The organism is Streptomyces sp. NPDC026673 (assembly GCF_040638135.1).
In the GTDB taxonomy this organism is placed as follows: domain Bacteria; phylum Actinomycetota; class Actinomycetes; order Streptomycetales; family Streptomycetaceae; genus Actinacidiphila.
The window spans coordinates 1-25089 of the sequence record NZ_JBEZXR010000046.1 but is presented as its reverse complement, the minus strand read 5'-3'; the positions used below and the strand labels follow the sequence as shown (position 1 = coordinate 25089).

Below are 25089 nucleotides of genomic sequence, written 5' to 3'. Positions count from 1 at the left end.
TGGGCACCCCCAGCGGTAGCTGGGGGATGCAGGGGTGAGGAAGCGGTTCGGGGTTGCTGCAGGTGCCTTGCTGAACCCTCCTCCGGCCGTCGTGCGCGTCAACGACCGGAGGGGGTGTGGCGGGGTGCGCCCATGGGGGTCCCCCCGGCCGAAGGTTGGGGGAGACGAGCGGCGGACCCGGCGCGGAATGACGTTGGCGTAAACCGCGAGCGTTGGTGGGGGTCCCCCCGGCCGGAGGCTGGGGGAGGGCGGGAGGGTGGGGGAGAACCCCGACAGCAACCACAACGCACCCGCACACAAACACCGGGCCGCAAGGCGCACCCCGCAAGGAGCGCACCGCAGGTGTGATCTTGGGCGCTGCGGCGCAGCCACCCCGCACCGTAGGGTTGGTCCGGGGCAGGGTCGCCCCGCAACCCCACCCCCGTCGCGCCGCGAGGCAGACCACTAGGAGCCGCACGCCATGACTGCCGCCGAGGACCGCAACGACGCACCCGCCTACCCCGTCGGACTGCGCCTGGCCGGCCGCCGCGTCGTCGTCCTCGGCGGCGGCCAGGTCGCCCAGCGCAGGCTGCCCCCGCTGGTCGCCGCCGGCGCGGACGTCGTGCTGGTCTCCCCGTCCGCGACGCCGTCCGTGGACGCCATGGTCGCCGCGGGCGAGATCCGCTGGGAGCGCCGCCGTTACCGGCCCGGTGACCTCGCGGACGCCTGGTACGCGCTCATCGCCACCACCGACCCCGAGGCGAACGCCGCGGCCTCCGCGGAGGCGGAGGAGCGCCGCGTGTGGTGCGTCCGCAGCGACGACGCCGACGCGGCGACCGCGTGGACCCCGGCGACCGGCCGTACCGAGGGCGTGACGGTCGCGGTCCTGACGGGCCGGGACCCGCGGCGTTCCGCGGCCGTGCGGGACGCGATCGTGGAGGGCCTGCGCGACGGCTCCCTCGCGGCGCCGCAGCACCGGGGGAGGACCCCGGGTGTGGCGCTGGTCGGTGGCGGCCCGGGCGACCCGGACCTGATCACCGTGCGGGGCCGCCGGCTGCTCGCCGAGGCCGACGTCGTCATCGCCGACCGTCTCGGCCCGCGTGACCTGCTCGACGAACTGCCGCCGCACGTCGAGGTGATCGACGCCGCGAAGATCCCGTACGGCCGGGCCATGGCCCAGGAGGCGATCAACGCGGCACTGATCGAGCACGCGAAGGCCGGCAAGGCGGTGGTGCGGCTCAAGGGCGGGGACCCGTATGTGTTCGGGCGCGGCATGGAGGAGGCGGAGGCGCTCGCGGAGGCGGGCATCCCGTGCACCGTCGTGCCGGGTATCTCCAGCTCGATCAGTGTCCCGGCCGCCGCCGGCATCCCGGTCACGCACCGGGGCGTGGCGCACGAGTTCACCGTGGTCAGCGGCCATGTGGCCCCCGAGGACCCGCGGTCGCTGGTGGACTGGGCGGCCCTCGCCCGGCTGCGCGGCACCCTGGTGCTGCTGATGGCCGTGGAGCGGATCGGCTCGATCGCGGCGGCGCTCGTGGAGCACGGCCGCGGCGCGGACACCCCCGTCGCCGTGATCCAGGAAGGTACGACGGCGGCCCAGCGCCGGGTCGACGCGACGCTCGCGACGGTGGGGGAGCGGGTGGCGCAGGAGGGCATCCGGCCGCCCGCGGTGATCGTCATCGGCGAGGTCGTCGCCGTGGGCGATCGTGTGACCGGCGGTAACCAGTGACGTCGGTGCCGTTGGCACCGCACTTCGGACAAGGCAGTATCACCCTGTGGCTGAGCTCATCACGATCGACGATCCCGACGACCCGCGCCTGCACGACTACACGTCCCTGACCGACGTGGAGTTGCGCCGCCGCCGCGAGCCCGCCGAGGGGCTGTTCATCGCGGAGGGCGAGAAGGTCATCCGGCGTGCCCGGCAGGCCGGTTACCGCATGCGCTCCATGCTGCTGTCCGCCAAGTGGGTCGACGCCATGCGGGACGTCATCGACGAGGTCCCGGCGCCGGTCTACGCGGTCAGCCCGGAACTGGCCGAGCAGGTGACCGGCTACCACGTGCACCGCGGCGCCCTCGCCTCGATGCAGCGCAGGCAACTGCCCGACGCGGCGAGCCTGCTGGGGGAGGCGCGCCGGATCGTCGTCATGGAGTCGGTGAACGACCACACCAACATCGGCGCCATCTTCCGCAGCGCGGCCGCCCTCGGCATGGACGCCGTCCTGCTCTCCCCGGACTGCGCCGACCCCCTGTACCGCAGGTCGGTCAAGGTCTCCATGGGTGCCGTCTTCTCCGTCCCGTACGCCCGGCTGGAGAGCTGGCCGCGGGATCTGGAGACGGTGCGGGAGGCGGGCTTCAAGCTGCTCGCCCTGACCCCGGACGAGAAGGCCACCGACATCGACGCCGCCGCCCCGCACCGCCTGGAGCGTGCGGCCCTGATGCTCGGTGCCGAAGGCGACGGCCTGTCGACCCGTGCCCTGGTGGCCGCCGACGAGTGGGTGCGCATCCCGATGGCGCACGGGGTGGACTCCCTGAACGTGGGGGCGGCCGCCGCGGTCGCGTTCTACGCGGTGGCGACGGGCCGCCCCCGGGACTGACTCAGCCCGCGGCGGGCAGGTCCACCAGGGCGGCGAGGGCCGCCCGGTGCCGGCCGGGCGTGCCCAGGGCGATCTCGTCGGCCTTGGCGCGCTTCAGCCGCAGGTGGGCCGGGTGCTCCCAGGTCATGCCGATCCCGCCGTGCAGTTGGACGCACTCCTCGGCGGCCCGTACCGCCACCGGCGCGCAGAACGCCTGCGCCACGGCGACCGCGACCGGGGCGTCCGCGCTGTCGCCCGCGAGCGCGTCGGCGGCGTTGCGCGCGGCGGCGCGCGACTGGACGACCTCCAGCCACAGGTCCGCGAGCCGGTGCTTGAGGGACTGGAAGGAGCCCACGGCGCGGCCGAACTGGTGGCGGTCCTTGAGGTACGCCACCGTCTCGTCCAGGCACCACTGGGCCAGGCCCAGTTGCTCCGAGGCCAGCAGCCCCGCCCCCGTCAGCAGGGCCCGTTCCACGGCCGCCGCGGCCGTCTCCGGCCCGGCGATCCGGCGCGCCGCTGCCCCGTCGAAGGAGACGTCCGCGATCGGCCGGGTCAGGTCGAGCGGCACCGGTACGGACAGCGCCACTCCGGGCGCGTCCGTACGGACCTCGTACAGCCCCGGCCCGTCGGGCCCGGTCGCCGGCACGATCAGCACGTCCGCGGCGGTCGCGTCGGCCACGCTGGTCACCCGCCCGGCGAGGAGGCCGTCCGCGTCGGCCCGTACTCCCTGGGAGACGTCCGCGCCCGGCGCCGTGGGCAGCGGCACGGCCAGAGCGGCCGTCTGCTCGCCCGCCGCGAGCCGCGCCACGACGGCGTCGGCCTCCCCGGTCCCGGCGGCCAGCAGCGCCGCGGTGGCCAGCACGGCGGAGCCCAGGAACGGCACGGGCGCCACGAAGGCCCCCAGCTCCTCCAGCACGACCGCGGCCTCCCGCGCGGAGGCGCCCTGGCCGCCGAGCTTCTCCGGCACGAGCAGCCCCGCGAGCCCCACCTCCCGGGCCAGGGTCCGCCACAGCGCGGCGTCGTACGGTGCGTCGCTCTCGCAGCGGGCCAGGACGTCCGCCGGGGCGCACCGGTCGGCGAGCAGACCGCGCACCGCGGCGCGCAGGTCGTTCTCGACGTCGGAGTAGAGCAGGTCGGAGCTCATCGCGGCAGGTCCTTCCAGGGGACGTCCTTGTCCGTACGGGGCTCGGAGGGCAGACCGAGGACACGCTCGGAGATGATGTTGCGGAGGATCTCGGACGTGCCGCCCTCGATCGAGTTGCCCTTGGCCCGCAGATAGCGGTAACCGGCGTCGCGGCCGTAGAAGTCGACGATCTCCGGGCGGGTCATCGTCCAGTCGCCGTAGCGCAGCCCGTCCTCGCCCAGCAGCTCCACCTCCAGGCCGCTGATGCGCTGGTTCAGCGAGGCGAACGCCAGCTTCATGCCGGAGCCCTCGGGGCCCGGCGCGCCCACCGCGAGCTGCTGGCGCAGCCGTTCGCCGGTCAGGCGGGTGACCTCGGCGTCCACCCACAGCCGCAGCAGACGGTCGTGCAGGTCGGGTGTGCGCAGCCCGGGCCGCTCCCGCCAGGTCGCGGCGACGGTCCCGATCATGCCGCCCTCGCGGGGGAGCGCGGAGCCGCCGATCGCGACCCGCTCGTTCATCAGCGTCGTCTGCGCCACACGCCAGCCGTCGCCGACCTCGCCGAGGCGGTGGGCGTCGGGGATCCGCACGTCCGTCAGGAAGACCTCGTTGAACTCGGCCTCACCCGTGATCTGCCGCAGCGGCCGCACCTCGACGCCCGGGTCCGTCATGTCGCACACGAAGTACGTGATGCCCCGGTGCTTGGGGACGTCCGGATCGGTGCGGGCGATCAGGATCGCCCAGCGCGCGTTGTGGGCGTTGGACGTCCACACCTTCTGTCCGGTGACGATCCAGTCGTCGCCGTCGCGTACGGCCCTGGTGCGCAGGCCCGCCAGGTCCGAGCCGGCGCCGGGCTCGCTGAACAGTTGGCACCAGACCTCGTCGCCGGTCCACAGCGGGCGCAGGAACCGGGACTTCTGCGCCTCGGTGCCGTACCGGAGGACGGTGGGCGCCGCCATGCCGAGGCCGATGCCGATCCGACGCGGTTCGTTGTCCGGCGCCCCGGCGGCGGCCAGTTCGGCGTCCACGACCCCCTGCAGCGGGCGTGGTGCGCCCAGCCCGCCGAGGCCCTCCGGGTAGTGCACCCACGCCAGCCCGGCGTCGAACCGGGCCCGCAGGAAGTCCGGGCGGTCCGTCGCCGCCGGATCATGAGAGGCCAGCAGCGCGCGCACGCGCTCGCGCAGCTCCTCCGGTGTGACCGTCATGCGATGCGTCCCTCCGCGTATGCGTCGCCGTAGCCTAAGCAAGCGCTTAGAAACTAGCTCACGGGGTGCCTGTTCGTCACCCCCTCGCGCGCGGGTGTGTCGTGGTTGCTTGTTGGGGTTTCCCCGCCCACCCTGGGGGACCCCCCATCCGGCGCGGTCGGTGCGGGCCTCGCGCGTGTGGGGGTGGGCCGGGGTTGCCGCGAGTGCCCTACTGGCCCCCCGGCCGCCAGGCGCACACACGGCTCGGGGAGTGCGCCGGCGCGGCGCCGACCCCGGACGAACGTGCCCGCACTGGCGGCGCCGGACGGGGTACCCCCGGCCGAAGGTTGGGGCGGGAGGGCGAGTGGGGGATGCCTGTTGCGGGCGCGGCCAACCCGCACGCGGCCCGTCCCCGAGAACGCCGGCGACGGACGCCTCCGCCTCGTTCGCCTGGAGCGGCCCGGCCTCAACCGGGGCGCACCGGCACGGGGTCGGTCTCCACCACGTCGGGCGCCGAGGGGCGTGGCTCGCCGGTCGTCAGGGCCGCGGTCGCCGGGCTGCCGGGGCTTCCGCGGGCACTCGGCTGCGCCCTCGCGAGGAACCGTGCCGCCGGCCCGTTGGATCCGCGCGCCCGCGGCGTCGAGAGAGGCCGGCCCGGGGTGGGTCCGCCTCCCTCGGGATCGGCAGGCGCGGCTGCTAGGTGATCGAGGCGCGCACCGCGTCGGTGACTTCGGGGCGTCGCTCCAGCTCCGCCTGGACGTCGGCGAGAGTCTGTGCGGCCAGCGCCTGCCGCCAGGCGTCCTCGGCACGGACCATGGCGACCTTGACGGGGCAGGGCTCTGTGGGGGCCGGGGCGATTTCACCGATCCTGCCGCAGCAGCGGATCTCGGTGCACTGGAAGAGCCGGACGTCACCCTCGATCGCCTCGACGACGTCGAGCAGGGTGATCTGCTCGATCGCCTTCGCCAGCTGGAAACCGCCACGCACGCCAGGGGTGGAGGTCAGCAGCCCCGCCCTCACCAGCTGCTGCAGCTGCTTGTTCAGGTATGCGGAGGGCAGCCCGTGCGCTTCGGCGAGCTGCCCGTTGCCCACCGGGCCTCCGCCGGCGATGTGGAGATTGAGGAGTGTGTGCAGGGCCCACTCGACGCCCTTACTCATTCGCATAACGCGGACATCTTATGTCCTGAAACGACCCGGGCGACGTGCCGAACCCCACAGTCCGACCCCTGCGGAACCCGCAAGTCAATTCGCGACATCATTTATCCTGGATTCAGAACGTCCAGAAATGGGTCCCGGAAAGGCGAGGAACACATGACACACATCCTGGTGATCGGCGGAGGGTTCGCGGGCGTCTGGAGTGCCGCGGGTGCCGTTCGAGCGGCCCGCGCCGCGGGCGAGTCCGGCGAGGGCATCCGTGTGACGCTGATCAGCGGTGGTGACGACCTGGTCACATCCGGCCCCGCCTGTACGAGAACGACCCGCAGACCATGCGTGTGCCCCTGGACCGCGTCCTGGGCCCGATCGGCGTACGCCGGCTCGCCGGGACCGTCACCGGCATCGACACCGACGCGCGTACGGTCCGCGCCGTGACGCGGTTCGGCGAAGAGCTGGCTCTGGGCTACGACAAGCTGGTCCTGGCGGCCGGCAGTCGGCTCGTGCGCCCGCCCTTCCCCGGCTCGGAACACCTCTTCGACGTCGACACGCTGCCGGCCGCGGCGGCACTGGACCACCACCTGCAGCGCCTGCCGGAGCGCGCGCCCTCCGCCGGACGCCACACCGTTGTCGTGGTCGGCGCCGGGTTCACCGGACTGGAGGTCGCCACCGCCATGGGCGCGCGCTTGCACCGGATCGCGGATCCGCACGGGGCGGGCGAGGAGGTCCGTGTCGTGCTCGTCGACCGCGCCGACGTTCTCGGCCCGGAACTCGGCACGGGACCCCGTCCGTACATCGAGGGCGTGGTCGACACGCTGGGTATCGAGCAGCGACTGGGCCGCACGGTGGCATCCGTCACCCCGGAGGAAGTCGTCCTCTCGGACGGCGAGGTGATCCCCGCGGCCACCGTCGTGTGGACGGCCGGCACGGTCGCCAGTCCCTTGACGGCCCAGATTCCCGGCGAGCGCGACCGCCTCGGCCGACTGTGCGTCGACGCCCATCTGAGGGTCGGCGGGGTGCCCGACGTGTACGCGGCCGGCGACACCGCCGCCGCAGTGGCCGAGGGCGGCCACGCCTCGATGCAGAGCTGTCAGCACGCGCAGCCCATGGGCAAGTTCGCGGGTCACAACGTGGTGGCGGACATCCTGGGCGTCGACGCGCTCCCGTTCGCGCCGGACCCGTACACCACCTGCCTGGACCTCGGGCCCGACCACGCCGTCGAGACCGAAGGCTGGGACCGCGTCATCCGGCTGACCGGGCAGGAGGGCAAGGCGCACAAGCGGAACATCAACGCCCACTGGATCTATCCGTCGGTCGACGACCCGGAGGCGATCCTCGCGCACGCCGGACGCTTCACCAACGGCACCAACGGCACCAACGGCACCAACGCCACCGACCGGTAAAAGGCCGCGGTGAAGCAGGCCTGTGCGGCCCGGCGATCCGACCGCGTGCGGAACCGCTAGGGCGCCGTCACCCCGGGGAGCAGGCCGATGCCGCGGCTGGGGCCCTGGCAGCCCTGGGCGGCGGCGATGCCGAGGGCGACGAGGAGGGTCACGGTCACGAAGACGATGAGGCGCTGCCGCAGCAGCCTGCGGTCGGCCCCCGCGGGTCGGCGCTGGGCGGGCGTGCGCGGGGCCGGCGTGCGGCCCGCGGCGGTCCGGGCCGGGGTCCGCGGAGACGCGGGGGTGCGCGGGGACGAGGAGGATGTGCCCGGCGCCGTGCGCCGCTCCGTCTGCTGCTCCGCGTACGCCTGCGTCCTCGGCCCCGTGGACCGCTCGGGGCGGGGCCCGGACGCCCTGGGCACGATGTCGCGGCGGCCCGTCGTGCCGAGCCCGCGTGCCTCGCGAGCGGCGATCTCGGCCAGCCGCTCGGAGAGTTGGACCGTGCTGGGCCGCTGCTCCGGGTCCTTGGCCAGGCACGCCTGGACCAGCGGGGCCAGCGAGTCCGGGACGCCCGTGAGATCGGGCTCCTCGTGGACGACCCGGTAGAGCATGACCTCCGAACTGCCCTGCCCGAAGGGCGAGTCGCTCATCGCCGCGTAGGCCAGCGTCGCCCCGAAGGCGAAGACGTCGGTGGCCGGGGTGACCGCTGCCCCGCGCACCTGCTCCGGGGCGAGGAAGCCCGGGGAGCCGACCGCGGTGCCGACGTGCGTGAGGGTGCTCGCGCCGGTGGACCAGGCGATGCCGAAGTCGATGATCCGCGGGCCCTTGGGCGAGAGCAGGATGTTGGACGGCTTGAGATCGCGATGGACGACCCCGGCCTCGTGGACGGCGACCAGGCCCTCCGCGAGGGCGGAGCCGATCGAGGCGGTCTCGGCGGCCGAGAGCGTGCCGTCCCGGGCGACCTTGTCGTGCAGCGAGGGCCCGGGGACGTACTGGGTGGCGAACCACGGGCGGTCCGCCTCAAGGTCGGCGGCGACCAGCCGGGCCGTGCAGCCGCCGCGGATGCGTCTCGCCGCGGACACCTCGCGGGCGAAGCGGGAGCGGAACTCCTGGTCCTCGGCCAGCTCGGGGCGGATGACCTTCAGCGCGACCCGCTGGCCGCGCTTGTCGGCACCCAGGTAGACGACGCCCATGCCGCCCGCGCCCAGCCGCCGGTGCAGCCGGAACGAGCCGACGACACGCGGGTCCTCGCGCCGGAGCCGCATCATCGCCATGTCGTCCATCCCCGCTGCCTGCCTGGCCAGTCTGACCCCGACAGCTTACGGACTGACCGCCCGACCCGCCGCGAGGCCGCGCCCGCGCGGGCCCGCGGATTGTCAGTGCCGGATGGGATCCTTGAAGAGTGGGGAACGCTCCGGCCGCTGACGGCCCGGAACGTCGTCATGCCGTCAACAGTCCATCGGGCAAGGGGGATTGACGCCATGAAGGGTGACCGTGTGGAGATAGTCGTGGACGCGGGTGACACGACGAGAACGTACGAAGTGGTGGCCACCAGGGCAGGGCGCAGGGTGGAGACGGCGGTACGCCGAGGGGTGGTGGAAGTGAGCGAAGTCACCCGATCCGGCTCGGTCGTGCGCACCGCCCGTTTCATGGCCACCCGGGTCCTCGCCCTGGTCGAGCAGCCCGTGCCGAGAGGCGAGGCGGAGGAGGACGAGCGGGAGTGACGGGCCCCGTCCGCGGCCGCCGGGGTGATCCCCTCGGGGATGTCCCGGGGGCGCGGCGGGGTTCCTCCACCCAGGGGAGTACGCGAGCGGTCCCCGAGTCATCCTCGGGGAGGCCGGTGAAGCGGTACGAAGGCATGACGACCGCTGCCGGCGGCGCGCCTAGTGTTGAGGTCAAGCGGCGGGCGGAGCACTCGTCCCCCGAGGTCAAACGCCCGCCGCCCCGACATCTGTGAATGACCACGACCACGTCCCGGGAGAGGGCCATGGCGAACACGGTGGGCCGTACGGTGCGGCCGGCGCGCGGCAGAAGGATCGCCGCCTTCGGCATACGCCCGTCGGGCACCCGGCATCCGCTGGTGGCGGTGGCCATGGTGCTGCCGCTCGCGGTGCTGCTCGCGGTGGCCTTCGGCGGCTGGGATGCGGTGGTCACACAGGCGTCGTCCGTGGCCGGTCTGATGGGGCGCTGACAGATCGCCCCGCGGGCCCGGAAGAGCGGTCCGGGTCCGCTACGGCCGGTGGTGAACCAACCCCGTGGGGACGGGGGTCCGGCGGACGGCATGAATGCCCGGGTACCTGTGGCGGTACCCGGGCATCACACCCGGCATTGCCAGTACGCGGCAACCTGCCGCACAGTGGGCCGGTGACACGGGCAGTGGGGGATGAAGTGACCGGCAGCGGAGCACCGCTGGCGCGCGCCCTGGGGGCGGTCGCCGCCGCGGCCTCGCGCGTTCCCGGCCAGCGGTCCGCGGTGCTCGCCGAGCGGCCCGACGCCACCGTCGTCCGCAGCGGCCGCCTCGTCGCCAAGGCCCACGCACCGGACACCGATCACGAGCGGCTCGCCGTGCGACTGCGGGTGGCCGCCCATCCGCTGCTGGCCGGGATCCTGCTGCCCCCGGCGCCCCTGCCCGATCACGGGGGCGCGCCGAGCGCCGTGCTCCTCGGCCGTCCGGTGAGCCTGTGGCCCCTGGGCGAGCCGGTCGACCGCGACGACCCGGAGTCCGCGCCGTGGGCGGAGGCCGGGGCGCTGCTGGCGCGCCTGCACGCCGTGCCGGTCGCCGCACTGCCCGGCCCGCTGCCGGTGATGCGGGGCCCGGTCAGCGCGGCCCGGGCGGTCGCCAGGATGCTGGCGACCGGCGATGGCGACCCGGCGGTGCTGGCCGCCTGGCAGGGCCTGCCGCCCTGGGCGCGTGGCGAGGCCCCTCAGCCGCGAGCCCGCGTGCTCTGCCACGGAGACCTCCACCTCGGCCAACTGGTGCGCCACCCGGCGCCCGACGGGCCGTGGTGCCTCATAGACGTGGACGACCTCGGGCTCGGCGAGCCCGCCTGGGATCTGGCCCGGCCGGCCATGTGGTTCGCCGCCGGGCTCCTCGACCCCGCCGACTGGGGCCGCTTCCTCGGCGCGTACCGCGCCGGCGGCGGCCCCGCCGTCCCCACGGACGGCGACCCGTGGCCGCATCTCGACGTGGCGGCACGGGCGTTGGCGGTCCAGACCGCGGCGACAGCCGTCGCCAAGGCCGCGCAGGAGGGCCGCGCACCGGACGGGACGGAACGGGCCGTCCTCGATACGTGCCGCCGAATCGCGGAAGTAAAGTGCAGTTCTACGCCGGGGGAAGACCCCCGGCCGGCGCGAATGAGGAGTTGAGCCGACGATGCTCTGTCCCAAGTGTCATGGCCCGATGCAGACGTACACCCGCAGCGGTGTCCAGATCGAGCAGTGCGGCAACTGCCGGGGGATCTTCCTGGACTACGGGGAGCTCGAGGCCCTGACCCGGATGGAGGGGCAGTACGCCCAGCCCGCCCCGCCGCCGCCGGCGGGCTACCCGCAGCAGCACGCCGCCCCGGCCTGGGGTGCCCCGCACGGCGGTCACCACGGGGGCCACCACGGCCACCACAAGCACCAGAGCTGGGCGCACATGCTCTTCTCGTCGTGACACGACCGAGGGCCGGAGCGAACGCTCCGGCCCTCGGCTGGTGGTGGACGATACTGGGATTGAACCAGTGACCTCTTCCGTGTCAGGGAAGCGCTCTCCCGCTGAGCTAATCGTCCTCGGTACTGCGGGTGCTGCAGGTGATGCGGCGTGCGCGATACTGGGATTGAACCAGTGACCTCTTCCGTGTCAGGGAAGCGCTCTCCCGCTGAGCTAATCGCGCCGGAGTCCCCCTGCCGAAGCGTGGGGAAGGCCCTCGCGGGCCCAGTGGACGATACTGGGATTGAACCAGTGACCTCTTCCGTGTCAGGGAAGCGCTCTCCCGCTGAGCTAATCGTCCTCAGAGGTGGAGACGGGATTTGAACCCGTGTAGACGGCTTTGCAGGCCGTTGCCTCGCCTCTCGGCCACTCCACCAGCGCGGGGGCGGGAAACCCCCACTTCGAGCGGACGACGAGATTCGAACTCGCGACCCTCACCTTGGCAAGGTGATGCTCTACCAACTGAGCCACGTCCGCAGTGTCTCCCCCGGAGCTCGAACCCGGGCGGGACCTCCGCCGGGCGCTTCCGCGTCCCGGCGACGAGTTGAACTCTAGCGGATTACGGCGCCGCCACCAAAACGCGTTTCCGCAGCGTGCCGGGTCGGTGACCAGCACATCTCGGTCGCCGCCGCCGACTTAGACTCGCACTCGCCCCTCCGGACCGACCTGGGAAGCCCCGTGCCCGACCTCGCGCCCCTCGCCAGATTCGGCGGCCTTCTCGCCTCCGACCTGCGGGATGTCACCACCGACCCCGCCGCGCTGGACTCCTCCGGCTTCTGGGCGGTGGTCGCCGGTTTCGAGGGCGCGACGGTCTGCGCGCGCTTCGGGAACGTACGGCCGGAACCCCGGACGACGGCCCCGCGCCGGCCGTGGACGGGCCCCGCCCGCTCCGACTGGACGTCCTCGCTGGACCGGGCCGGATACACCGCCGGAGTGCGCCGCATCCGTGAGTACATCGCGGCCGGCGAGGTCTACCAGGCGAACCTCTGCCGGGTGCTCACCGCGCAGCTGCCCGACCCGGACGCGGACATCGACGCCCTGGCGGCCGCCCTCGCCAGCGGCAACCCGGCTCCGTACGCCGGAACGATCCGGCTGCCCGGGCACGGGATAGAGGTCGCCAGCGCCTCCCCCGAGCTCTTCCTGCGCCGCCGCGGCGACATGATCGAGTCCGGCCCCATCAAGGGCACCGGCCGCACCGAGGCCGACCTGCTGCCCAAGGACCACGCCGAGAACGTCATGATCGTCGACCTGGTCCGCAACGACCTCGGTCGGGTCTGCGCCACCGGCACGGTCACCGTCCCCGACCTCTGCGTCGTGGAGAAGCACCCCGGCCTGGTCCACCTCGTCTCCACCGTCCGCGGTGAACTGCGCGAGGGCGCCGGCTGGGCGGAGCTGCTGGAGGCCGCGTTCCCGCCCGGCTCCGTCACCGGCGCGCCCAAGTCCAGCGCCCTGCGCATCATCGAGGAACTGGAGACGGCCCCCCGCGGCCCGTACTGCGGCGGCATCGGCTGGGTGGACGCCGACCGCGGGACCGGCGAGCTCGCCGTGGGCATCCGCACCTTCTGGATCGACCGCTCCGCCCCCGGCGGTCCCGTGCTGCGCTTCGGCACCGGCGCCGGGATCACCTGGGGCTCCGATCCGGACCGCGAATGGGACGAGACCGAACTGAAGGCCTCCCGGCTGCTGGCGGTAGCGTCGGGTACGTACGACTCGAACGAAGGCGAACAGAACCATGGGGCAGAGTGACACCGTGAGCACGACCACCGTGGGCGCGATCTGGGTCAACGGCGCGCTGCGCGAGACCGACGAGGCGTTCGTGTCCGTCATGGACCACGGCCTGACCGTCGGGGACGGCGTCTTCGAGACGCTCAAGACCACCGGAGGCAGCGCCTTCGCGGTCGACCGCCACCTCCGTCGGCTGGCCCGCTCCGCGCGGGGCCTCGGCCTGCCCGAGCCCGACCTGGACGAGGTGCGCCACGCCTGCGAGGCCGTCCTCGCCGCCAACCCGATGCCCCACGGCAGGCTCCGCGTCACCTACACCGGTGGCACCTCGCCGCTGGGCTCCGAGCGCGGCACCACCGGCCCCACCCTGGTCGTCGCCCTCGGCGCCGCGACCGTGCGCCCGGACACCACGGCCGTCGTCACGGTCCCCTGGACCCGCAACGAGAAGGGCGCGCTCGCCGGGCTCAAGACCACCTCGTACGGCGAGAACGTCGTCGCCCTGGCCCGTGCCCACCAGCACGGCGCCTCCGAGGCGCTGTTCGCCAACACGCAGGGACGCCTCTGCGAGGGCACCGGCTCCAATGTCTTCGTCGTCATCGGCGGCAAGCTGCTCACCCCGCCGCTGGCCTCCGGCTGCCTCGCCGGGATCACGCGGGAGCTCGTCGTGGAGTGGGCCGGTGCCGAGGAGGCCGACCTGCCGTTCGAGGCGCTGGCCGACGCCGAGGAGATCTTCGTGACGTCCTCGCTCCGGGACGTCCAGGGCGTCCACCGCGTCGACGACCGCGAGCTCGCCACCGGGTCCCACCCCGGCCCGGTCACGGCCAAGGCGATGCGGGTCTTCGCGGAGCGGTCCGCGGAGCACCCGAACCCCTGAGACGGGGCGGTTCCGGATGGTTGAACCCGTGACGTGACTGCGCCGACCCGGTAGAACTCCACACCATGACCACCACCCTGCGCCCGGCCGAGCCCGAGCAGCGCTGGCGCGGCGGAGTACGCGCCCGCCGCTTCCACGTCTGTGTCAACGGGCGCCCGGTGGGGGAGACCACCGTGTGCACCGACGCCCGGTTCGGGCCCGAGGTGGGGCGCATCGCCGCGCTGCGGATCGACCACGACCAGCAGCGCCGCGGCCGCGGCACGGTCGCGGCGCTCGCCGCGGAGGAGGTGCTGAGGGGGTGGGGCTGCCGCCGCATCGAGGTCTCGGTGCGGACGGAGGACGCCGCCGCGCTCCGGCTCGCCGGCGTGCTGGGGTACGTGGTCCGCAACCGGAGCATGCTCAAGGAACTGCCCGGCGTGCCGCCGGTCCTGCCGGAGGGCAGCGTCGTACGGCCCATGACGGAGGCGGAGTACCCGGGCTGGGTGGCCCGCAAGCGGGACGAGTACGTCGACGCCTGGACGGGGCGCGGCGTGCCCGAGGCGCAGGCCCGCGCCAAGGCCGACGCGGACGACCGGGCCGCCCTTCCCGATGGGCTCGCGACGCCCGGTGCGACGCTGCGCGTGCTGGAGGCGGACGGGGAGGCCGTCGGTGACCTGTGGGTGGGGCGCAGCGACGAGGACACGGGGTTCGTCTTCAACGTCCGCGTCGCGGAGGGGCGCCGGGGGCGGGGCCACGGGCGCACGCTCATGCTCGCCGCGGAGCGGGAGTGCCTGGCGGCGGGGCTGAGCCGGCTCGGGCTCAACGTCTTCGCGGGGAACGAGGCGGCGGAGGGGCTTTACGCTTCGCTGGGGTACGGGGTGACGCGGGTGCATCTGGCCAAGCCGCTTGTTTGAGGGCCTGGGGTGTGGGTGCGGTGCGTTGTTGTGTGCGGGTGCGTTGTGGTTGCGGTGGGGTTTTTCCCCGCCCGCCCGCCCGATTGCCCGGCGCGGTCAGGCACCGCCTCGCGCGTGTGTGGGTGGGCCGGGTGCGGGGCCTCCGGGGCTGGGCATTCTGGACGCATATTTACGTGCGTGGCGGGCACTTGCTTGTGTCGTCCCGGGTGCCGCACACAAATACGCCCAGTGTCCAGAACGCCCACCCTCCCCCAGCCTTCGGCCGGGGGTGCCCCCAACTCCCCCGCCCCCTCCGTCTCGTAGCGCGCCTGATCCCCGGAGGGGAGTAAGGGGGCGGTCCGGGGGCACCCCGACCGGCAGGGGGGTGCCATTGTCACGTCAGGCCCGGTAGGGGGTTATCGGCTCAGGGCGGCGTCTGCGAGGGATTCGATGCGGGCGCGGAGGCCGTCTTGGGACTTGCCGCCGTCGAGGCGTTCGCCGGAGATGACGTAGGTGGGGGTCCCGGTGACGCCGATGGCCTTGCCCTCGGCGTGGTCCGCGTCCACGACGAGAAGGTGGCGACCGTCGACCAGCGCCGTGTCGACCTCCTCCGCGTCGAGCCCCAGTTCCGCCGCGATCTCGACCAGCAGCGCCTCGCCCCGCTCGCCGAGTTCGTCCGTGCGCGCGAGGACCGCCTCGGCGTACTCCCAGCCGCGTCCCTGGGCGAACGCCTCCTCCGCGGCCTGGGCGGCGGCGTAGGAGTGCTTGTGCTTCTCCAGGGGGAAGTGCCGCAGCTGGATCTCCAGGGCGTCGCCGTACCGCTCGCGCAGGGCGTGGAGGTCGGTGAGGGCGGCGGCGCAGTCGGGGCACTGGAGTTCGCACCAGTACTCGAGGACGACGGGGGTCGGTTCGTTCATGGGGCCAGTCTCCCACCGGGGGAGGAGCCGCCCCCGAGATCACCCTGAGGTTGCCGCCGGGCCGTGGCCCACGGGCGGGCCACAGGTGCACGATGGAGCGAGCAGACCACTTCGGAGGAGCTCCGCATGCTGACCTCGACCGTGTGTGTCGCGCTGTCCGCGGCGGGCCTGGCGATCGCCCTGCTCGCCGCCTACCGGCGCCGTTTCCGCAGAGCGACCCTGATCGCCGCGGTGGCGCTGCTGCCCGTGGGCCTGTACATGACGGGTCTGGTCTCGCTCGCCGGGACGGTGATCCGGGCCGTGGGGGAGTGGGCGGCGGATCTGGTGTTCAAGCCCTCGGTGTGGGCGGGCTTCGGCGTTCTCGCCCTCTCCGTGGTGCTGTACGTCCTCGCGCGGGTCGCCGGTCGCCGCAAGGGCGTCCCGGAGGCGGGCGGGGGCGGGGCGGTCGCGCGGGGCGCGGCGGCGCCCGCTCTGGCACCGGGGAAGAAACCGGTCCCGAAGAAGCCGAAGACCGATCCCGACCTGGCCGAATTCGGAGAGATCGAGGAGATCCTCAAGCGCAGGGGCATCTGAGCGGCGTGTTGGTGGCAGGGGGTGGCGGGGTTACGCCATCATCGCCCTGGCGGACCTCAACTACCGCCCCCTGAGCGGGATTTGGTGCGTCCGGGGGCGTACGGTTGTGCGAGTTCGCGCCCCTCCGAGCACACCCGTAAGGCCATGGAAGCCGAAGCAGACGACGATGAGCCACGCGGCTGCCTGTTCGCGCTCTCCCAGCCGCCGCTGATGCTGTTCCTGACCGTGATCGGCAGCCTGCTCGCCTTCGGCGGGCTCTACGACCTCTGGCCGTTCTGAGCGGGCACGGCGACGGCTTCGCGGCGGCGCGCCCGGTAGGCGGCGACGTGGAGCCGGTTGCCGCAGGTGCGGCTGTCGCAGTAGCGGCGCGAGCGGTTCCGGGAGAGGTCCACGAAGGCGCGCCGGCAGTCCGGGGCGTCGCAGCGGCGCAGCCGCTCCCGTTCCCCGGCGACGAGGAGGAACGCCAGAGCCATACCGCAGTCGGCGGCCAGGTGGTCGGCGAGGGAGGCGCCCGGGGCGAAGTAGTGCACGTGCCAGTCGTAGCCGTCGTGGTCGGTGAGCCGCGGTGTGGTGCCGGCCTCGGCGACCAATGAGTTGATCAGCGCCGCCGCCTCGGGCGTGGTGGGCGCGGAGAACGCCTGTGCGAAGAGCTGCCGTACCGCGCGCACCGCGCCGAGGTCGTCCTCGTCGAGCGAGTCGACGTCGCTGATCGCGTTGCGCTCCACGAAGGCGCGCAGCGCCGCGAGGTCGGGCAGACCCTCGCGCCCGTCACTCTCCGGCGTGGTGTTGATGAGATCCACCACGCAGTCGAGTGCGCACCTGGTGTCATGGTTGATCAGCACGGAATCGCTCTCTCCCTGGCCTCGTGGGTCGGGCGTTCCGGTGACTGTAGCGCGAGAGCCGCCGTCGTGGAGCGTGCTGCTCCACGACGACGGCTTCGCAGGTCGGGTCCGCGCCGTACCCCCGAGATGCGTACGGCGACGGACGGTCGGTGGACTCAGCTCTCGGCGAGGATGTGCGAGAGCTCGGTGTCCAGGTCGAAATGACGGTGTTCGGTGCCGGGGGGCACCGCGGCGTCGGTCCGCTTGAGGAACGACTCCAGGGCCCGCGCAGGGGCCTCCAGCAGCGCCTCCCCCTCCGGAGAGCTGAGGGCGATGCACACGACGCCCTGGCCGTGACTGCGGGACGGCCAGACCCGGACGTCGCCGGTGCCGGTGGGTCGGTGCAGGCCTTCGGCGAGCAGGTCGCGGGCGAAGACCCATTCGACTGTCTCCTCGGCACCGGTGTGGAAGGTGGCGTGCACGGCGTAGGGATCGGCCGTGTCGTACCGCAAGCCCGCGGGTACGGGCAGTGACGATTCGCTCGACACAACGAGGCGCAGGTGCAGCTCGCAGCTGACCGTGGTGTTCATAAGCGCCAGGGCCTTTCGCTCAGTGTGCGCTCGGGGATTCGCACGTCGGCGAAATCGACATGCCACCTGCGGGGACGTTGTAAACCCCTCTGACGGGTTTGTGAGGGTTCCGGTACCTCGTCCGGCCGAGTTCTTTTCCTCCCCGGCGAGCCATTCCGGTGACGAAGGAGGTTCGGGTAAGTTTGGGAGTATGACTGCGGAGAGTGACGAGCGGGAGGTGGCCGTGGCCACGGATCCCGCGATCGTCGACAACGGGGACGACGGGGACGACAGGCCGGAGGGCTCCGAGCGCCCGCTGGGGTCGAGGGCGCCGCATTTCATCCAGCGGTCCCGCGCGCTGCACGTGAGCTGGCAGGTCGGCGTCTTCCTGGTGGGCCTGGCGATCGTCGGGACGGGCATCGTGCTGCTCCCGCTGCCGGGGCCCGGCTGGGTGGTGATCTTCGCCGGAATGGCGGTCTGGGCGACCGAATTCGTCTGGGCCCAGCTCGTGCTGCGCTGGACCAAGCGGAAGGTGACCGAGGCGGCACAGAAAGCACTCGATCCGAAGGTGCGTCGGCGGAATCTGACGCTGACCGTCATCGGGCTGGTGATCATCGGCGTCCTGATGGGCTACTACCTGTGGCGGTTCGGCTTCGTGATGCCGTGGAAGGCCGACCTGCACTGAGGGTGCGCCGTCCGTGGTGGTCGGGGCACCCGCTGACATGCGGTAATGTTGTCCCCGCACCGGGGCGATTAGCTCAGCGGGAGAGCACTTCGTTCACACCGAAGGGGTCACTGGTTCGATCCCAGTATCGCCCACCCGGACCGAGGGCCCGGAAGCCGATCAAGGCTTCCGGGCCCTCGGCGTGTGCCCGGCGATGCGCCCAGTGCGGGTCGGCGACCCGCACTGCCCGCTGCCGATGCCAGGCGTCGGCTTGCTGGCCGCGGGGAAGGGGTGGACGCCCGATGACCTCCACCGTGCACGGCCCCTCGCCGGCCCGGCATCCGGCATCGCCTTCTTCGTCAACTCGCTCGTCCTGGGTGTCGGTTCTCTGCTCTTTGCGGCGAAGATCTCGACCTGATCAACACTTATATCCCGCTGCGGTTGGGGAAATACCGCGCCGCGAACGCTTTCTCCGTTTCCCCGATGGCGCAATTCATGCGCAACTCCCAGGGAATTGGACGAGGCGGCACCTATCGACGGCTGCGGCATCTGCGCGCCTATTGGAGCATGGTCCGCCGTGCCGGTGTGTGGCGCCTGAGGCGCGCGGTCCCCGCGCTCCCTCCGGCCGAGGGGAGCACCCCGCCACACCCCCTGCCGGTCGGGGTGCCTGTCGGCCCGGTGGGGGGTCAGCAAGGCACTCGCGGCGACCCCGAACCGCTTCCTCACCCCGCCCTTCCCCAGCTACTGCTGGGCGGTGCCCCGTGGGGCGCCTGCCCCGGTGGGGTTCAGGAAGCATGCGCGGTGCCCCCGGACCGCCCCCTTACCCCCTCCGGGGATCAGGCGCGCTACGAGAGGGAGGGGGCGGGGTCGGAGGGGTGGGCGTTCTGGACACTGGGCGTATTTGTGTGCGGCACCCGGGACGACAAGAGCAGGTGCCCGCCATGCACGTAAATATGCGTCCAGAATGCCCAGCCCCGGAGGCCCCGCACCCGGCCCACCCCCACACGCAGCGGCGCGGTACCTGACCGCGCCGGGTGCTCGGGCGGGAGGGTGGGGGACAGCCCGCCGCAGGCGCAACGAACCCGCACACAACCACCGGGCCGCACACAACGCCCCCCCCCGCCACACCTCACCGCAGGCGCCCCAGCGCCTCCCGCACACGCCGGACGTCGCGCAAGCGACGCTCATACGTCGCCCCGACCCCCAGCAGAAGCACGCCCGCCAGAGCGAGCGGCACCCACCGCGGGACCGCGCCCAGGGCCTGGGCGATATAGGGGGCCAACTCGTGGAGCGCGTCGAGCGCGAGCACCCCCGCCCCCAGCACAAGCGGCGCCGCCAACCGGTGGCGGGCCCCGAGCAGCAGCACGGCGAGCGCGGCCGCGCCGAGGGACAGGGGCCGGATCCACCCCGGGTCGCTCCAGGCCGCGGCGAGGCTCGGGAGGAGGGTCGCGCAGAGCCCGGGCGCGTAGGCGACCCAGGAGGACGACGAGGGGTCGCGGCGCCGCCGCAGGGCCCCGATGGCCAGGGCGGCGGCCGTGACGGGGAGCGTGTACGCCTCCGGGACGTCGACGTCGGACGCCGCGAGCCGGACCCAACTCGCCGCGATCGTCAGGCAGGTGGCGACGTACGCCATCCACCGCCGGTCGGCCCGCACCACGGCGACGCCCGCCGCGAGGACGCCCGCCGTGGCCAGTGCCAGGGCCAGCAGCGCGGGGTCGTCGGCGACGAGGCAGACCCCGACGAGGGCGGCGGCGTGGCCGGGATGCTCGAAGAGGCGCCCCGTGTCGCGCAGGGCGGCGGCCTGGGCGGCCGCGGCGATCGCGAGGAGGGTGAACGCCGCCGCGTGCGCGGGCAGTCCGGTCCAGGCGAGGCCCGCCGCGCAGGCGACCACCGCGGCGGCGCTCACCGCGCGGGTCCGGGACGCCACGGCGAACAGCGCGCCGAAGCAGGCCAGGAGTACGGCGAGGACGGTCAGGGTCGTCGCACGCTCGGGATACGCCCAGACGACCGCCGTCGCGGCGAGCCCGCCCGCGGTGACCAGGGTGGTCCAGGCCAGCGCCCTGACCGACAGCGCGAGCAGAGCCGCCACGACGACCAGCCGCACCGGCAGCGGACCAGGCAGCGGACCCGGCAGCGCCACCGGCACGCACACCGCGACCGCACCGAGCACCACGGCCCCGGAAGCGGCGACCGGGCCGTACGGGGAGCCGCGATACCGCCACGCGGCCGCACCCAGTACCGCGGCGAGCAGCCCCGCCGCCGCGACCGCGCTGTCGGGGCCCTCCCACCCGCCGGGCGTGAGCACGCCGACCGTCAGTGAGGGCAGCGCCCACAGCAGCGCGAGGGCGTGCACGGTGCCGGCCCCGGCCGCGAGGCCGGCGGCCACCGGGCGCGCCGGGACCACGAGGACCGCGGCGGCCAGGACGGCCGTCGCGCACACCAGGTACCCGGGCACGATCCAGTCGCCCGGCACACCGACCCGGACGACCCCGCCCGCCGCGCCCGCCACCGCGACCGCCGCGACCCCGGACAGGGTCCCGGCCACGGCGGCCGGCACCGCGGGCCGCAGCGCGACGGCGACGGCCACCACACCGGCGCCCAGCAGCAACGCACCGGCCCGCAGTGCCGCCCCGCCGTCGCCGGCCGAGACGGAGAGCCCGCCCGCGGTGAGCAGCCCGGCCGCCCCCATGAGCGTGCCGGCGATCGCGGCCGTGATCCGCGTGCCGCGTCCGCCGGTGAGGAGGGCGAGTGCCGCGTCCACCGCGGCCGTGACGAGGAGGGCGGACGCGAGTCCGTACGCCGACTCCGCGGCCGACGCCCACAGAGCCAGGGGGAGTTGCGCGATGACCGCGGCGAGCGGCACCGGCAGCACGAGCCGCCCGAGCACCTTCCCGTACCCGGCCCAGACAGCGGCGACGACGGCCAGGGACGCCGCCGCGTAGCGCAGCCCGTCGGTGCCGCCGAGCGCGACCTGGCGGAGCGCGTAGGCGTCGAGCAGCAGCAGGACCAGCCCGAGGCAGGCGACCACCTCGGCCGTCGCGGTCAGCGAGCGGCGCAGCAGCAGCGCGGGGACACCCGTCGCCGCGAGCGTCAGCGCGCCCAGGACGGCGGCGCGGCCGCCGATGCCGAGGTGGCCCCAGCTGATGACCGTGAACGCGATCGCGGCGACGGCGAGCAGCACGCCGCCGAGGGCGAGCAGCAGGTTCTGCACCGCGCGCGGCGAGGTCTCGCGGCGCGGCGGGGCACCCCACGGCGCGCCCGGCCGTGGACCCCACGGCGCCGGCGGGTACGGCGGCCGCAACTGGGCCAGCAACTGCCCGCGCCGGGCGATGAGGCGGCCGCGCTCTGCGTCGAGCCGCAGGAGCGCGCGATCGGTCTCGCGCAACTCCTCGGCGACCGGCCCGACCAGGGGCAGCCCGCAACGCGGGCACGCGGGCGGCGCCGTGGCGGGCAGGTAGCCGCCGCACGCGGGGCAGCGGTCGTGCGGCGGGGGCGTCGTCGTCATGCCTCGGAGTGTGGCGCGGGCCACGTTCGCGGTCATGCGCGCTGGTACTCAGTTCCGCGCTGAGTACGCACACTGGGCCCATGGACTGGAGCCGCTACCGCTTCCGCAGTCTCTGGCGGATCACCGCCCCGCCCGAGGCCGTCTACGACCTCCTGGAGCGCCCGGACGAGTATCCGTTCTGGTGGCCGCAGGTCCGCGAGGTGCGGAGGACCGGTGAGACCACCGGCACCCTGCGCTTCCGCTCGCTGCTGCCGTACGACCTGTTCGTGACCGCGCACCAGACGCGCCGCGACCCGCGGGCGCGGGTGCTGGAGGCGGCGATGTACGGCGACCTGGAGGGGTGGGTGCGGTGGACCGTCGGCGCGGACGGCGCGGGCGCCGGCACCCGGCTGCTCTTCGAGGAGGACGTGATCGTCAACAAGCCGCTGATGCGGCGGCTGGCCGTCCCCTGCCGGCCGCTGTTCCGGGCCAACCACGCCCTGATGATGCGGCAGGGCCGGCGCGGTATGAACGCCCGTCTGGGCGCGGACGGGGCGCCCGGCCGGGAAGCCGTTTGAACGCAGCCGCCCGCGCCCTGTATTGTTCAGGTCGTTCCCGGGCGATTAGCTCAGCGGGAGAGCACTTCGTTCACACCGAAGGGGTCACTGGTTCGATCCCAGTATCGCCCACTTGTCACGGAGGGCCGGTCCATCAGGACCGGCCCTCCGTCGTTTCGCTAGGCCGCCGGCTCCTCCCGCGTCCGCAGCGGCGGCGACGGCCGCAGCGGCCAGGCCGGGTCGACGTGTTCCTCCGTGCCGCTGCGGGCGAACCACGCCTGCAGGCCGCGTGCCTGGCCGGCGTGCCAGACCGCCTGCCGGGCGTGCAGTTCGGCGGGCGGCACCCCGCCGATCCGCCCGGAGAAGCGGTGGCCCAGCACCCGCACGAGCGCGAGCGCGGCGAGGGCGTCGGCCGCGGCGTCGTGGGCGTCGGTCAGCACCACGCCGTAGTGGGCGCACAGGTCGGTGAGGGTACGGCGGCCCTTGCGGTAGCGGTCGAGGTGCTTGTCCAGGACCCGGGGGTCGAGCACGCGCAGCGGCCCGCGCACCAGATACGCGTCGAGCGCCATCCCCCGGTGCCGCTTCAACTCCCGGTCCAGCAGGGTCAGATCGAAGGGCGCGTTCATCACGACCAGCGGCACCCCGGCCGCCGCCTGGTCGCCCAGGGCCCGCGCGAGCTCCTCCATCACCGGCCCGGGCCGGCGGCCGTTGGCCTGCAGATAGGCGTCGTCCAGTCCATGCACCGCGCGGGCCCCTTCGGGCACCGGGACCCCGGGGTCCACCAGCCAGCGGATCGTCCTCGGCGGTATGCCCGGGGCGTCCTCGACCACCAACGCGGCGGAGACGACCCGGTCGTGCTCCACGTCGACCCCCGTGGTCTCCGTGTCGAAGGCGGCCAGCGGGCCGTCGTACCAGTGCGGCATGGCGCACCTCCCGTGCGGATCGCAGGATGCGGGAGGCCGGCGGGCCGCCCTTACAGTACGTACCCGTGACCGCACGTCACCGAACCGCAACGGTTTGCGACTTGTCGCTGGTGGGGATGAAGATGGCAACGGGGATCGCCAGGATTCCCGCGCCCGGAAAGGCACGGAGAGCGATGGCGCTCGAGCAGCCCGGTCCGGGTGGGCTGCTGTCGGAGCTGAACGCACCGCTGCGCGGCGGACTCGCCACCACCAGCTGCATGGAAACCCTCCAAGTGGGATATCTGCACGCGGTGGCGGCGGCCGCCGGCTGCTCGCTCGCGCAGCCCTTCCCGGACAACGGCATCGATTGGCACATAAGCCACAGTTCGCACGGCCACGACGTCGACGACGAGGTCACGATCAAGGTGCAGTTGAAGTGCACCTACCAGGTCGCCCCGCGGCCCCCCGGTCCCACCTTCGCCTTCACGCTCGAGAACGAGCACCTGGTGAAGCTGGCCCGGACCCCGGTCTCGGTGCACAAGATCCTCGTCGTGATGCTCGTGCCCCGCACCCAGGAGGAGTGGCTGCGCGCCGGTCACGACCGGCTGGAGCTGCGGCACTGCTGCTACTGGACGAACCTCGCCGGCCACGCCGTGACCGGCAGGCGCAAGACGACCGTGCGGATACCCACCGCGCGGATCTTCGACGACCGGGCCCTGTGCGAGATCATGACGCGGGTCGGGGCGGGAGGGAGGCCCTGATGAGCCGGACGGCCGACGACGCACTCGTCCCGCCCGACCCCGAGCGCGTCGACCCCGGCGTCCTCGTCGCGCTGCTCGCCCGGCACGGCTGGCGGCTGCGCGGTGGCGCCCCGGGCCGCTACACGCGCTGGACGCCCCCGGGACAACCGGAGTCCGCCTCCCGGATCAGCCTCCTGGTGCCCGAGCGGCGCACGACGGGCGCCCGCTACGCCGACCACTGCGAGCTGCTGGGCGAGGCGCTCGACGCCCTCGCCCGATGCGGCGTGCCCTCGGCGCGCGAGGTGCTCACCGCGCTCGCCGTCCCCGGTGACGAGATCCGCTGGCACCGCGAACTGCCGCCGGTCGCCGGCGAGGCGGTGCCGTGGACGGCGGCGGAGCAGCTGCGCGCCGCCGCCCGTGCCATGCTCATGTCCGCCGCCCGCGCCGAACGGGACCGGTTCGGCTACTTCGGCGCGCGCCACACGGGACACGCCGACGCCTTCCTCGAGCGGGTGCTGGTCGGTCCCGCACCGGTCGGGCACCAGCTCACCGCGTATGTGCCGGTCCCCGAGGGCCGGCGTGCGGTGACCACGCTGCTGCGGGCGCTGCAGGCCACCCGTGATGCCGTGGACTACCAGCGGACCACCGGCGGCATGGACGCCTTCGACGCGGCCGTGGGCCTCGGCGTCTGCCATGAGCTGGCCGAGTCCCTGATCCGGATGGTGCGCGGCACCGAGGGCGTGGTCATCGCCCTCGCCTGGGCTCCGGCGGCCGGGGCCCCCGGGGGGTTCGCCGCCGTGCCCGAGCCGGTCGAGTTCTCCCCCGGCGACCTTCCGGCCCTGGAGGCCGCCAGCGAGCGTTTCGTGCGGGAGGAGCCCTCCGTCGACGTACGTGTCACCGGCACCGTCACGCGCCTGCGCCGGCCGCGCCCCTCCGGGGGCGGCACCATCCGGCTGCGCGTCCTGGCCGGCGCCGACGTGCGCCATGTGCGCGTCCGCCTGCCGGAGGAGGGGTACCGCATCGCCGCCCAGGCGCATCTGGTCGGGCTGCCCGTCCGGCTCTCCGGACGGCTGGAGAGGCGTACCGGCTTCCGTCACCTCACCCACCCGACCGCGCCGGCCCCCGTCCACGTCGACGAGGCGGACCGCGACCGGCTGATGAAGGCCCTGCACGGCGGCGTCGACACCTTCGAGGACTCCTTCGGCGGCTGACCGGACCCCCCGATCGCCCGCGGCCGCGCGGCGCCGCGGGGTGCGGTCGCGGGGCGCCCCCCCGGCGCGGGAGGGTTAAACCGTGGAGGCTATGGGAGGCGG

General features: G+C 73.8%; 25 protein-coding genes, 7 tRNA genes and 1 pseudogene. 19 read left to right on the top strand and 14 right to left on the bottom strand.

Features of this window, described 5'->3' with window-relative positions; genetic code table 11:
• The first annotated feature begins 460 nt into the window (after nt 1–460).
• Together cobA and AB0F62_RS27285 are read left to right on the top strand one after the other, a co-directional pair.
• Entirely contained in the window at nt 461–1708 is a 1248-nt protein-coding gene (gene cobA / locus AB0F62_RS27290) for a uroporphyrinogen-III C-methyltransferase (RefSeq protein ID WP_361804490.1), read from the top strand.
• 46 nt (nt 1709–1754) lie between these two features.
• A complete protein-coding gene (locus tag AB0F62_RS27285; protein ID WP_361804487.1) occupies nt 1755–2573 on the top strand; it encodes an RNA methyltransferase in 819 nt (272 codons plus the stop codon).
• A gap of 1 nt (nt 2574) precedes the next feature.
• Here AB0F62_RS27285 and AB0F62_RS27280 read toward each other — a convergent pair whose 3' ends face one another.
• The 3 genes from AB0F62_RS27280 to AB0F62_RS27270 all read right to left on the bottom strand — a co-directional run bounded on the left by AB0F62_RS27280 (nt 2575) and on the right by AB0F62_RS27270 (nt 6020).
• Nucleotides 2575–3696, bottom strand: coding sequence for an acyl-CoA dehydrogenase family protein (locus AB0F62_RS27280; protein WP_361804484.1), 1122 nt, complete (start codon nt 3694–3696; stop codon nt 2575–2577).
• Nucleotides 3693–4877 (bottom strand): acyl-CoA dehydrogenase family protein, encoded by a 1185-nt coding sequence (locus AB0F62_RS27275; RefSeq protein ID WP_361804481.1) that lies wholly within the window; start codon nt 4875–4877, stop codon nt 3693–3695. The genes AB0F62_RS27280 and AB0F62_RS27275 overlap by 4 nt, the downstream gene beginning before the upstream one ends.
• 675 nt (nt 4878–5552) lie before the next feature.
• Complete coding sequence (locus AB0F62_RS27270; RefSeq protein ID WP_361804478.1) at nt 5553–6020, bottom strand: Rrf2 family transcriptional regulator; 468 nt, start codon at nt 6018–6020, stop codon at nt 5553–5555.
• 323 nt (nt 6021–6343) lie between these two features.
• On the opposite strand from AB0F62_RS27270, the gene AB0F62_RS27265 reads away from it, so the two are divergent.
• Nucleotides 6344–7411, top strand: coding sequence for an FAD-dependent oxidoreductase (locus AB0F62_RS27265; protein WP_361804474.1), 1068 nt, complete (start codon nt 6344–6346; stop codon nt 7409–7411).
• A 56-nt stretch (nt 7412–7467) separates the two neighbouring features.
• Here AB0F62_RS27265 and AB0F62_RS27260 read toward each other — a convergent pair whose 3' ends face one another.
• The gene (locus AB0F62_RS27260; RefSeq protein WP_361804619.1) at nt 7468–8664 is read right to left on the bottom strand and encodes a protein kinase; all 1197 of its coding nucleotides are present in this window, start codon (nt 8662–8664) and stop codon (nt 7468–7470) included.
• 207 nt (nt 8665–8871) lie between these two features.
• Here AB0F62_RS27260 and AB0F62_RS27255 point away from each other — a divergent pair, with 207 nt between their 5' ends.
• From AB0F62_RS27255 to AB0F62_RS27240, 4 genes are all read left to right on the top strand, one after another.
• Nucleotides 8872–9114 (top strand): hypothetical protein, encoded by a 243-nt coding sequence (locus AB0F62_RS27255; protein WP_361804471.1) that lies wholly within the window; start codon nt 8872–8874, stop codon nt 9112–9114.
• Nucleotides 9115–9377: 263 nt separating this feature from the next.
• Nucleotides 9378–9581 (top strand): hypothetical protein, encoded by a 204-nt coding sequence (locus tag AB0F62_RS27250; RefSeq protein ID WP_361804616.1) that lies wholly within the window; start codon nt 9378–9380, stop codon nt 9579–9581.
• Between the two features lie 230 nt (nt 9582–9811).
• Nucleotides 9812–10756 carry an aminoglycoside phosphotransferase family protein gene (locus AB0F62_RS27245; protein WP_361804613.1) on the top strand — a complete coding sequence of 315 codons (945 nt, stop codon included), beginning with the start codon at nt 9812–9814 and terminating at the stop codon, nt 10754–10756.
• A 7-nt stretch (nt 10757–10763) separates the two neighbouring features.
• On the top strand, nt 10764–11045 hold the full coding sequence (locus tag AB0F62_RS27240; protein ID WP_361804468.1) for a zf-TFIIB domain-containing protein: 282 nt from the start codon (nt 10764–10766) through the stop codon (nt 11043–11045).
• A gap of 41 nt (nt 11046–11086) precedes the next feature.
• Here the strand turns inward: AB0F62_RS27240 and AB0F62_RS27235 are convergent.
• From AB0F62_RS27235 to AB0F62_RS27215, 5 genes are all read right to left on the bottom strand, one after another.
• A tRNA-Val gene (locus AB0F62_RS27235) sits at nt 11087–11161 on the bottom strand.
• A 32-nt stretch (nt 11162–11193) separates the two neighbouring features.
• A tRNA-Val gene (locus tag AB0F62_RS27230) sits at nt 11194–11265 on the bottom strand.
• A gap of 45 nt (nt 11266–11310) precedes the next feature.
• Nucleotides 11311–11382, bottom strand: a tRNA-Val gene (locus AB0F62_RS27225).
• Between the two features lie 4 nt (nt 11383–11386).
• Nucleotides 11387–11457, bottom strand: a tRNA-Cys gene (locus AB0F62_RS27220).
• 28 nt (nt 11458–11485) lie between these two features.
• Nucleotides 11486–11558, bottom strand: a tRNA-Gly gene (locus AB0F62_RS27215).
• Between the two features lie 201 nt (nt 11559–11759).
• Here AB0F62_RS27215 and AB0F62_RS27210 point away from each other — a divergent pair.
• From AB0F62_RS27210 to AB0F62_RS27200, 3 genes are all read left to right on the top strand, one after another.
• Nucleotides 11760–12827, top strand: a complete 1068-nt coding sequence (locus tag AB0F62_RS27210) for a chorismate-binding protein (protein WP_361804465.1) — start codon at nt 11760–11762, stop codon at nt 12825–12827.
• Entirely contained in the window at nt 12814–13677 is an 864-nt protein-coding gene (locus AB0F62_RS27205; protein ID WP_361804462.1) for an aminodeoxychorismate lyase, read from the top strand. The genes AB0F62_RS27210 and AB0F62_RS27205 overlap by 14 nt, the downstream gene beginning before the upstream one ends.
• 65 nt (nt 13678–13742) lie before the next feature.
• Nucleotides 13743–14570, top strand: a complete 828-nt coding sequence (locus tag AB0F62_RS27200; RefSeq protein WP_361804459.1) for a GNAT family N-acetyltransferase — start codon at nt 13743–13745, stop codon at nt 14568–14570.
• A gap of 395 nt (nt 14571–14965) precedes the next feature.
• Here the strand turns inward: AB0F62_RS27200 and AB0F62_RS27195 are convergent, their stop codons facing one another.
• The gene (locus tag AB0F62_RS27195; RefSeq protein WP_361804456.1) at nt 14966–15466 is read right to left on the bottom strand and encodes a DsbA family protein; all 501 of its coding nucleotides are present in this window, start codon (nt 15464–15466) and stop codon (nt 14966–14968) included.
• 126 nt (nt 15467–15592) lie between these two features.
• On the opposite strand from AB0F62_RS27195, the gene AB0F62_RS27190 reads away from it, so the two are divergent.
• On the top strand, nt 15593–16039 hold the full coding sequence (locus AB0F62_RS27190) for a hypothetical protein (protein ID WP_361804453.1): 447 nt from the start codon (nt 15593–15595) through the stop codon (nt 16037–16039).
• Nucleotides 16040–16183: 144 nt separating this feature from the next.
• On the top strand, nt 16184–16318 hold the full coding sequence (locus AB0F62_RS27185; RefSeq protein WP_361804450.1) for a hypothetical protein: 135 nt from the start codon (nt 16184–16186) through the stop codon (nt 16316–16318).
• Here AB0F62_RS27185 and AB0F62_RS27180 read toward each other — a convergent pair.
• Nucleotides 16297–16881, bottom strand: coding sequence for a CGNR zinc finger domain-containing protein (locus AB0F62_RS27180; protein ID WP_361804447.1), 585 nt, complete (start codon nt 16879–16881; stop codon nt 16297–16299). The two genes, AB0F62_RS27185 and AB0F62_RS27180, sit on opposite strands and share 22 nt — an antisense overlap.
• A 155-nt stretch (nt 16882–17036) precedes the next feature.
• Nucleotides 17037–17450, bottom strand: coding sequence for an SsgA family sporulation/cell division regulator (locus AB0F62_RS27175; protein WP_003959770.1), 414 nt, complete (start codon nt 17448–17450; stop codon nt 17037–17039).
• Between the two features lie 190 nt (nt 17451–17640).
• Between AB0F62_RS27175 and AB0F62_RS27170 the strand changes: the two genes are divergently transcribed.
• The 3 genes and pseudogenes from AB0F62_RS27170 to AB0F62_RS27160 form a co-directional block, all read left to right on the top strand.
• The gene (locus AB0F62_RS27170) at nt 17641–18114 is read left to right on the top strand and encodes a TIGR02611 family protein (RefSeq protein ID WP_361804443.1); all 474 of its coding nucleotides are present in this window, start codon (nt 17641–17643) and stop codon (nt 18112–18114) included.
• Nucleotides 18115–18176: 62 nt separating this feature from the next.
• Nucleotides 18177–18248: transfer RNA gene (locus AB0F62_RS27165), tRNA-Val, on the top strand.
• A gap of 250 nt (nt 18249–18498) precedes the next feature.
• Nucleotides 18499–18666: pseudogene (locus AB0F62_RS27160) on the top strand (carbohydrate ABC transporter permease); the annotation flags it as partial.
• 556 nt (nt 18667–19222) lie between these two features.
• Here the strand turns inward: AB0F62_RS27160 and AB0F62_RS27155 are convergent.
• A complete protein-coding gene (locus AB0F62_RS27155; protein ID WP_361804440.1) occupies nt 19223–21598 on the bottom strand; it encodes a zinc ribbon domain-containing protein in 2376 nt (791 codons plus the stop codon).
• An 80-nt stretch (nt 21599–21678) separates the two neighbouring features.
• Between AB0F62_RS27155 and AB0F62_RS27150 the strand changes: the two genes are divergently transcribed.
• Together AB0F62_RS27150 and AB0F62_RS27145 are read left to right on the top strand one after the other, a co-directional pair.
• Nucleotides 21679–22155: an SRPBCC family protein gene (locus AB0F62_RS27150; protein WP_361804437.1), complete on the top strand. Its 477-nt coding sequence runs from the start codon at nt 21679–21681 to the stop codon at nt 22153–22155.
• 39 nt (nt 22156–22194) lie between these two features.
• A tRNA-Val gene (locus AB0F62_RS27145) sits at nt 22195–22266 on the top strand.
• A gap of 47 nt (nt 22267–22313) precedes the next feature.
• Here AB0F62_RS27145 and AB0F62_RS27140 read toward each other — a convergent pair.
• On the bottom strand, nt 22314–23057 hold the full coding sequence (locus tag AB0F62_RS27140) for an exonuclease domain-containing protein (protein WP_361804434.1): 744 nt from the start codon (nt 23055–23057) through the stop codon (nt 22314–22316).
• Between the two features lie 173 nt (nt 23058–23230).
• Here AB0F62_RS27140 and AB0F62_RS27135 point away from each other — a divergent pair, with 173 nt between their 5' ends.
• Both AB0F62_RS27135 and AB0F62_RS27130 read left to right on the top strand, forming a co-directional pair.
• A complete protein-coding gene (locus AB0F62_RS27135; RefSeq protein ID WP_361804431.1) occupies nt 23231–23797 on the top strand; it encodes a DUF4365 domain-containing protein in 567 nt (188 codons plus the stop codon).
• Entirely contained in the window at nt 23797–24987 is a 1191-nt protein-coding gene (locus tag AB0F62_RS27130) for a hypothetical protein (RefSeq protein ID WP_361804428.1), read from the top strand. Before AB0F62_RS27135 ends, AB0F62_RS27130 begins: the two co-directional genes overlap by 1 nt.
• Nucleotides 24988–25089 lie beyond the last annotated feature (102 nt).

Coding starts and splice junctions, on each gene's coding strand:
- AB0F62_RS27250 (WP_361804616.1), top strand. CDS start 9,378: ATGGCGAACACGGTGGGCCGTACGGTGCGGCCGGCGCGCGGCAGAAGG.
- AB0F62_RS27280 (WP_361804484.1), bottom strand. CDS start 3,696: ATGAGCTCCGACCTGCTCTACTCCGACGTCGAGAACGACCTGCGCGCC.
- AB0F62_RS27140 (WP_361804434.1), bottom strand. CDS start 23,057: ATGCCGCACTGGTACGACGGCCCGCTGGCCGCCTTCGACACGGAGACC.
- AB0F62_RS27170 (WP_361804443.1), top strand. CDS start 17,641: ATGACTGCGGAGAGTGACGAGCGGGAGGTGGCCGTGGCCACGGATCCC.
- AB0F62_RS27155 (WP_361804440.1), bottom strand. CDS start 21,598: ATGACGACGACGCCCCCGCCGCACGACCGCTGCCCCGCGTGCGGCGGC.
- AB0F62_RS27265 (WP_361804474.1), top strand. CDS start 6,344: ATGCGTGTGCCCCTGGACCGCGTCCTGGGCCCGATCGGCGTACGCCGG.
- AB0F62_RS27150 (WP_361804437.1), top strand. CDS start 21,679: ATGGACTGGAGCCGCTACCGCTTCCGCAGTCTCTGGCGGATCACCGCC.
- AB0F62_RS27190 (WP_361804453.1), top strand. CDS start 15,593: ATGCTGACCTCGACCGTGTGTGTCGCGCTGTCCGCGGCGGGCCTGGCG.
- AB0F62_RS27200 (WP_361804459.1), top strand. CDS start 13,743: ATGACCACCACCCTGCGCCCGGCCGAGCCCGAGCAGCGCTGGCGCGGC.
- AB0F62_RS27185 (WP_361804450.1), top strand. CDS start 16,184: ATGGAAGCCGAAGCAGACGACGATGAGCCACGCGGCTGCCTGTTCGCG.
- AB0F62_RS27255 (WP_361804471.1), top strand. CDS start 8,872: ATGAAGGGTGACCGTGTGGAGATAGTCGTGGACGCGGGTGACACGACG.
- AB0F62_RS27175 (WP_003959770.1), bottom strand. CDS start 17,450: ATGAACACCACGGTCAGCTGCGAGCTGCACCTGCGCCTCGTTGTGTCG.
- AB0F62_RS27275 (WP_361804481.1), bottom strand. CDS start 4,877: ATGACGGTCACACCGGAGGAGCTGCGCGAGCGCGTGCGCGCGCTGCTG.
- AB0F62_RS27240 (WP_361804468.1), top strand. CDS start 10,764: ATGCTCTGTCCCAAGTGTCATGGCCCGATGCAGACGTACACCCGCAGC.
- AB0F62_RS27130 (WP_361804428.1), top strand. CDS start 23,797: ATGAGCCGGACGGCCGACGACGCACTCGTCCCGCCCGACCCCGAGCGC.
- AB0F62_RS27205 (WP_361804462.1), top strand. CDS start 12,814: ATGGGGCAGAGTGACACCGTGAGCACGACCACCGTGGGCGCGATCTGG.
- AB0F62_RS27260 (WP_361804619.1), bottom strand. CDS start 8,664: ATGGCGATGATGCGGCTCCGGCGCGAGGACCCGCGTGTCGTCGGCTCG.
- cobA (WP_361804490.1), top strand. CDS start 461: ATGACTGCCGCCGAGGACCGCAACGACGCACCCGCCTACCCCGTCGGA.
- AB0F62_RS27270 (WP_361804478.1), bottom strand. CDS start 6,020: ATGCGAATGAGTAAGGGCGTCGAGTGGGCCCTGCACACACTCCTCAAT.
- AB0F62_RS27195 (WP_361804456.1), bottom strand. CDS start 15,466: ATGAACGAACCGACCCCCGTCGTCCTCGAGTACTGGTGCGAACTCCAG.
- AB0F62_RS27135 (WP_361804431.1), top strand. CDS start 23,231: ATGGCGCTCGAGCAGCCCGGTCCGGGTGGGCTGCTGTCGGAGCTGAAC.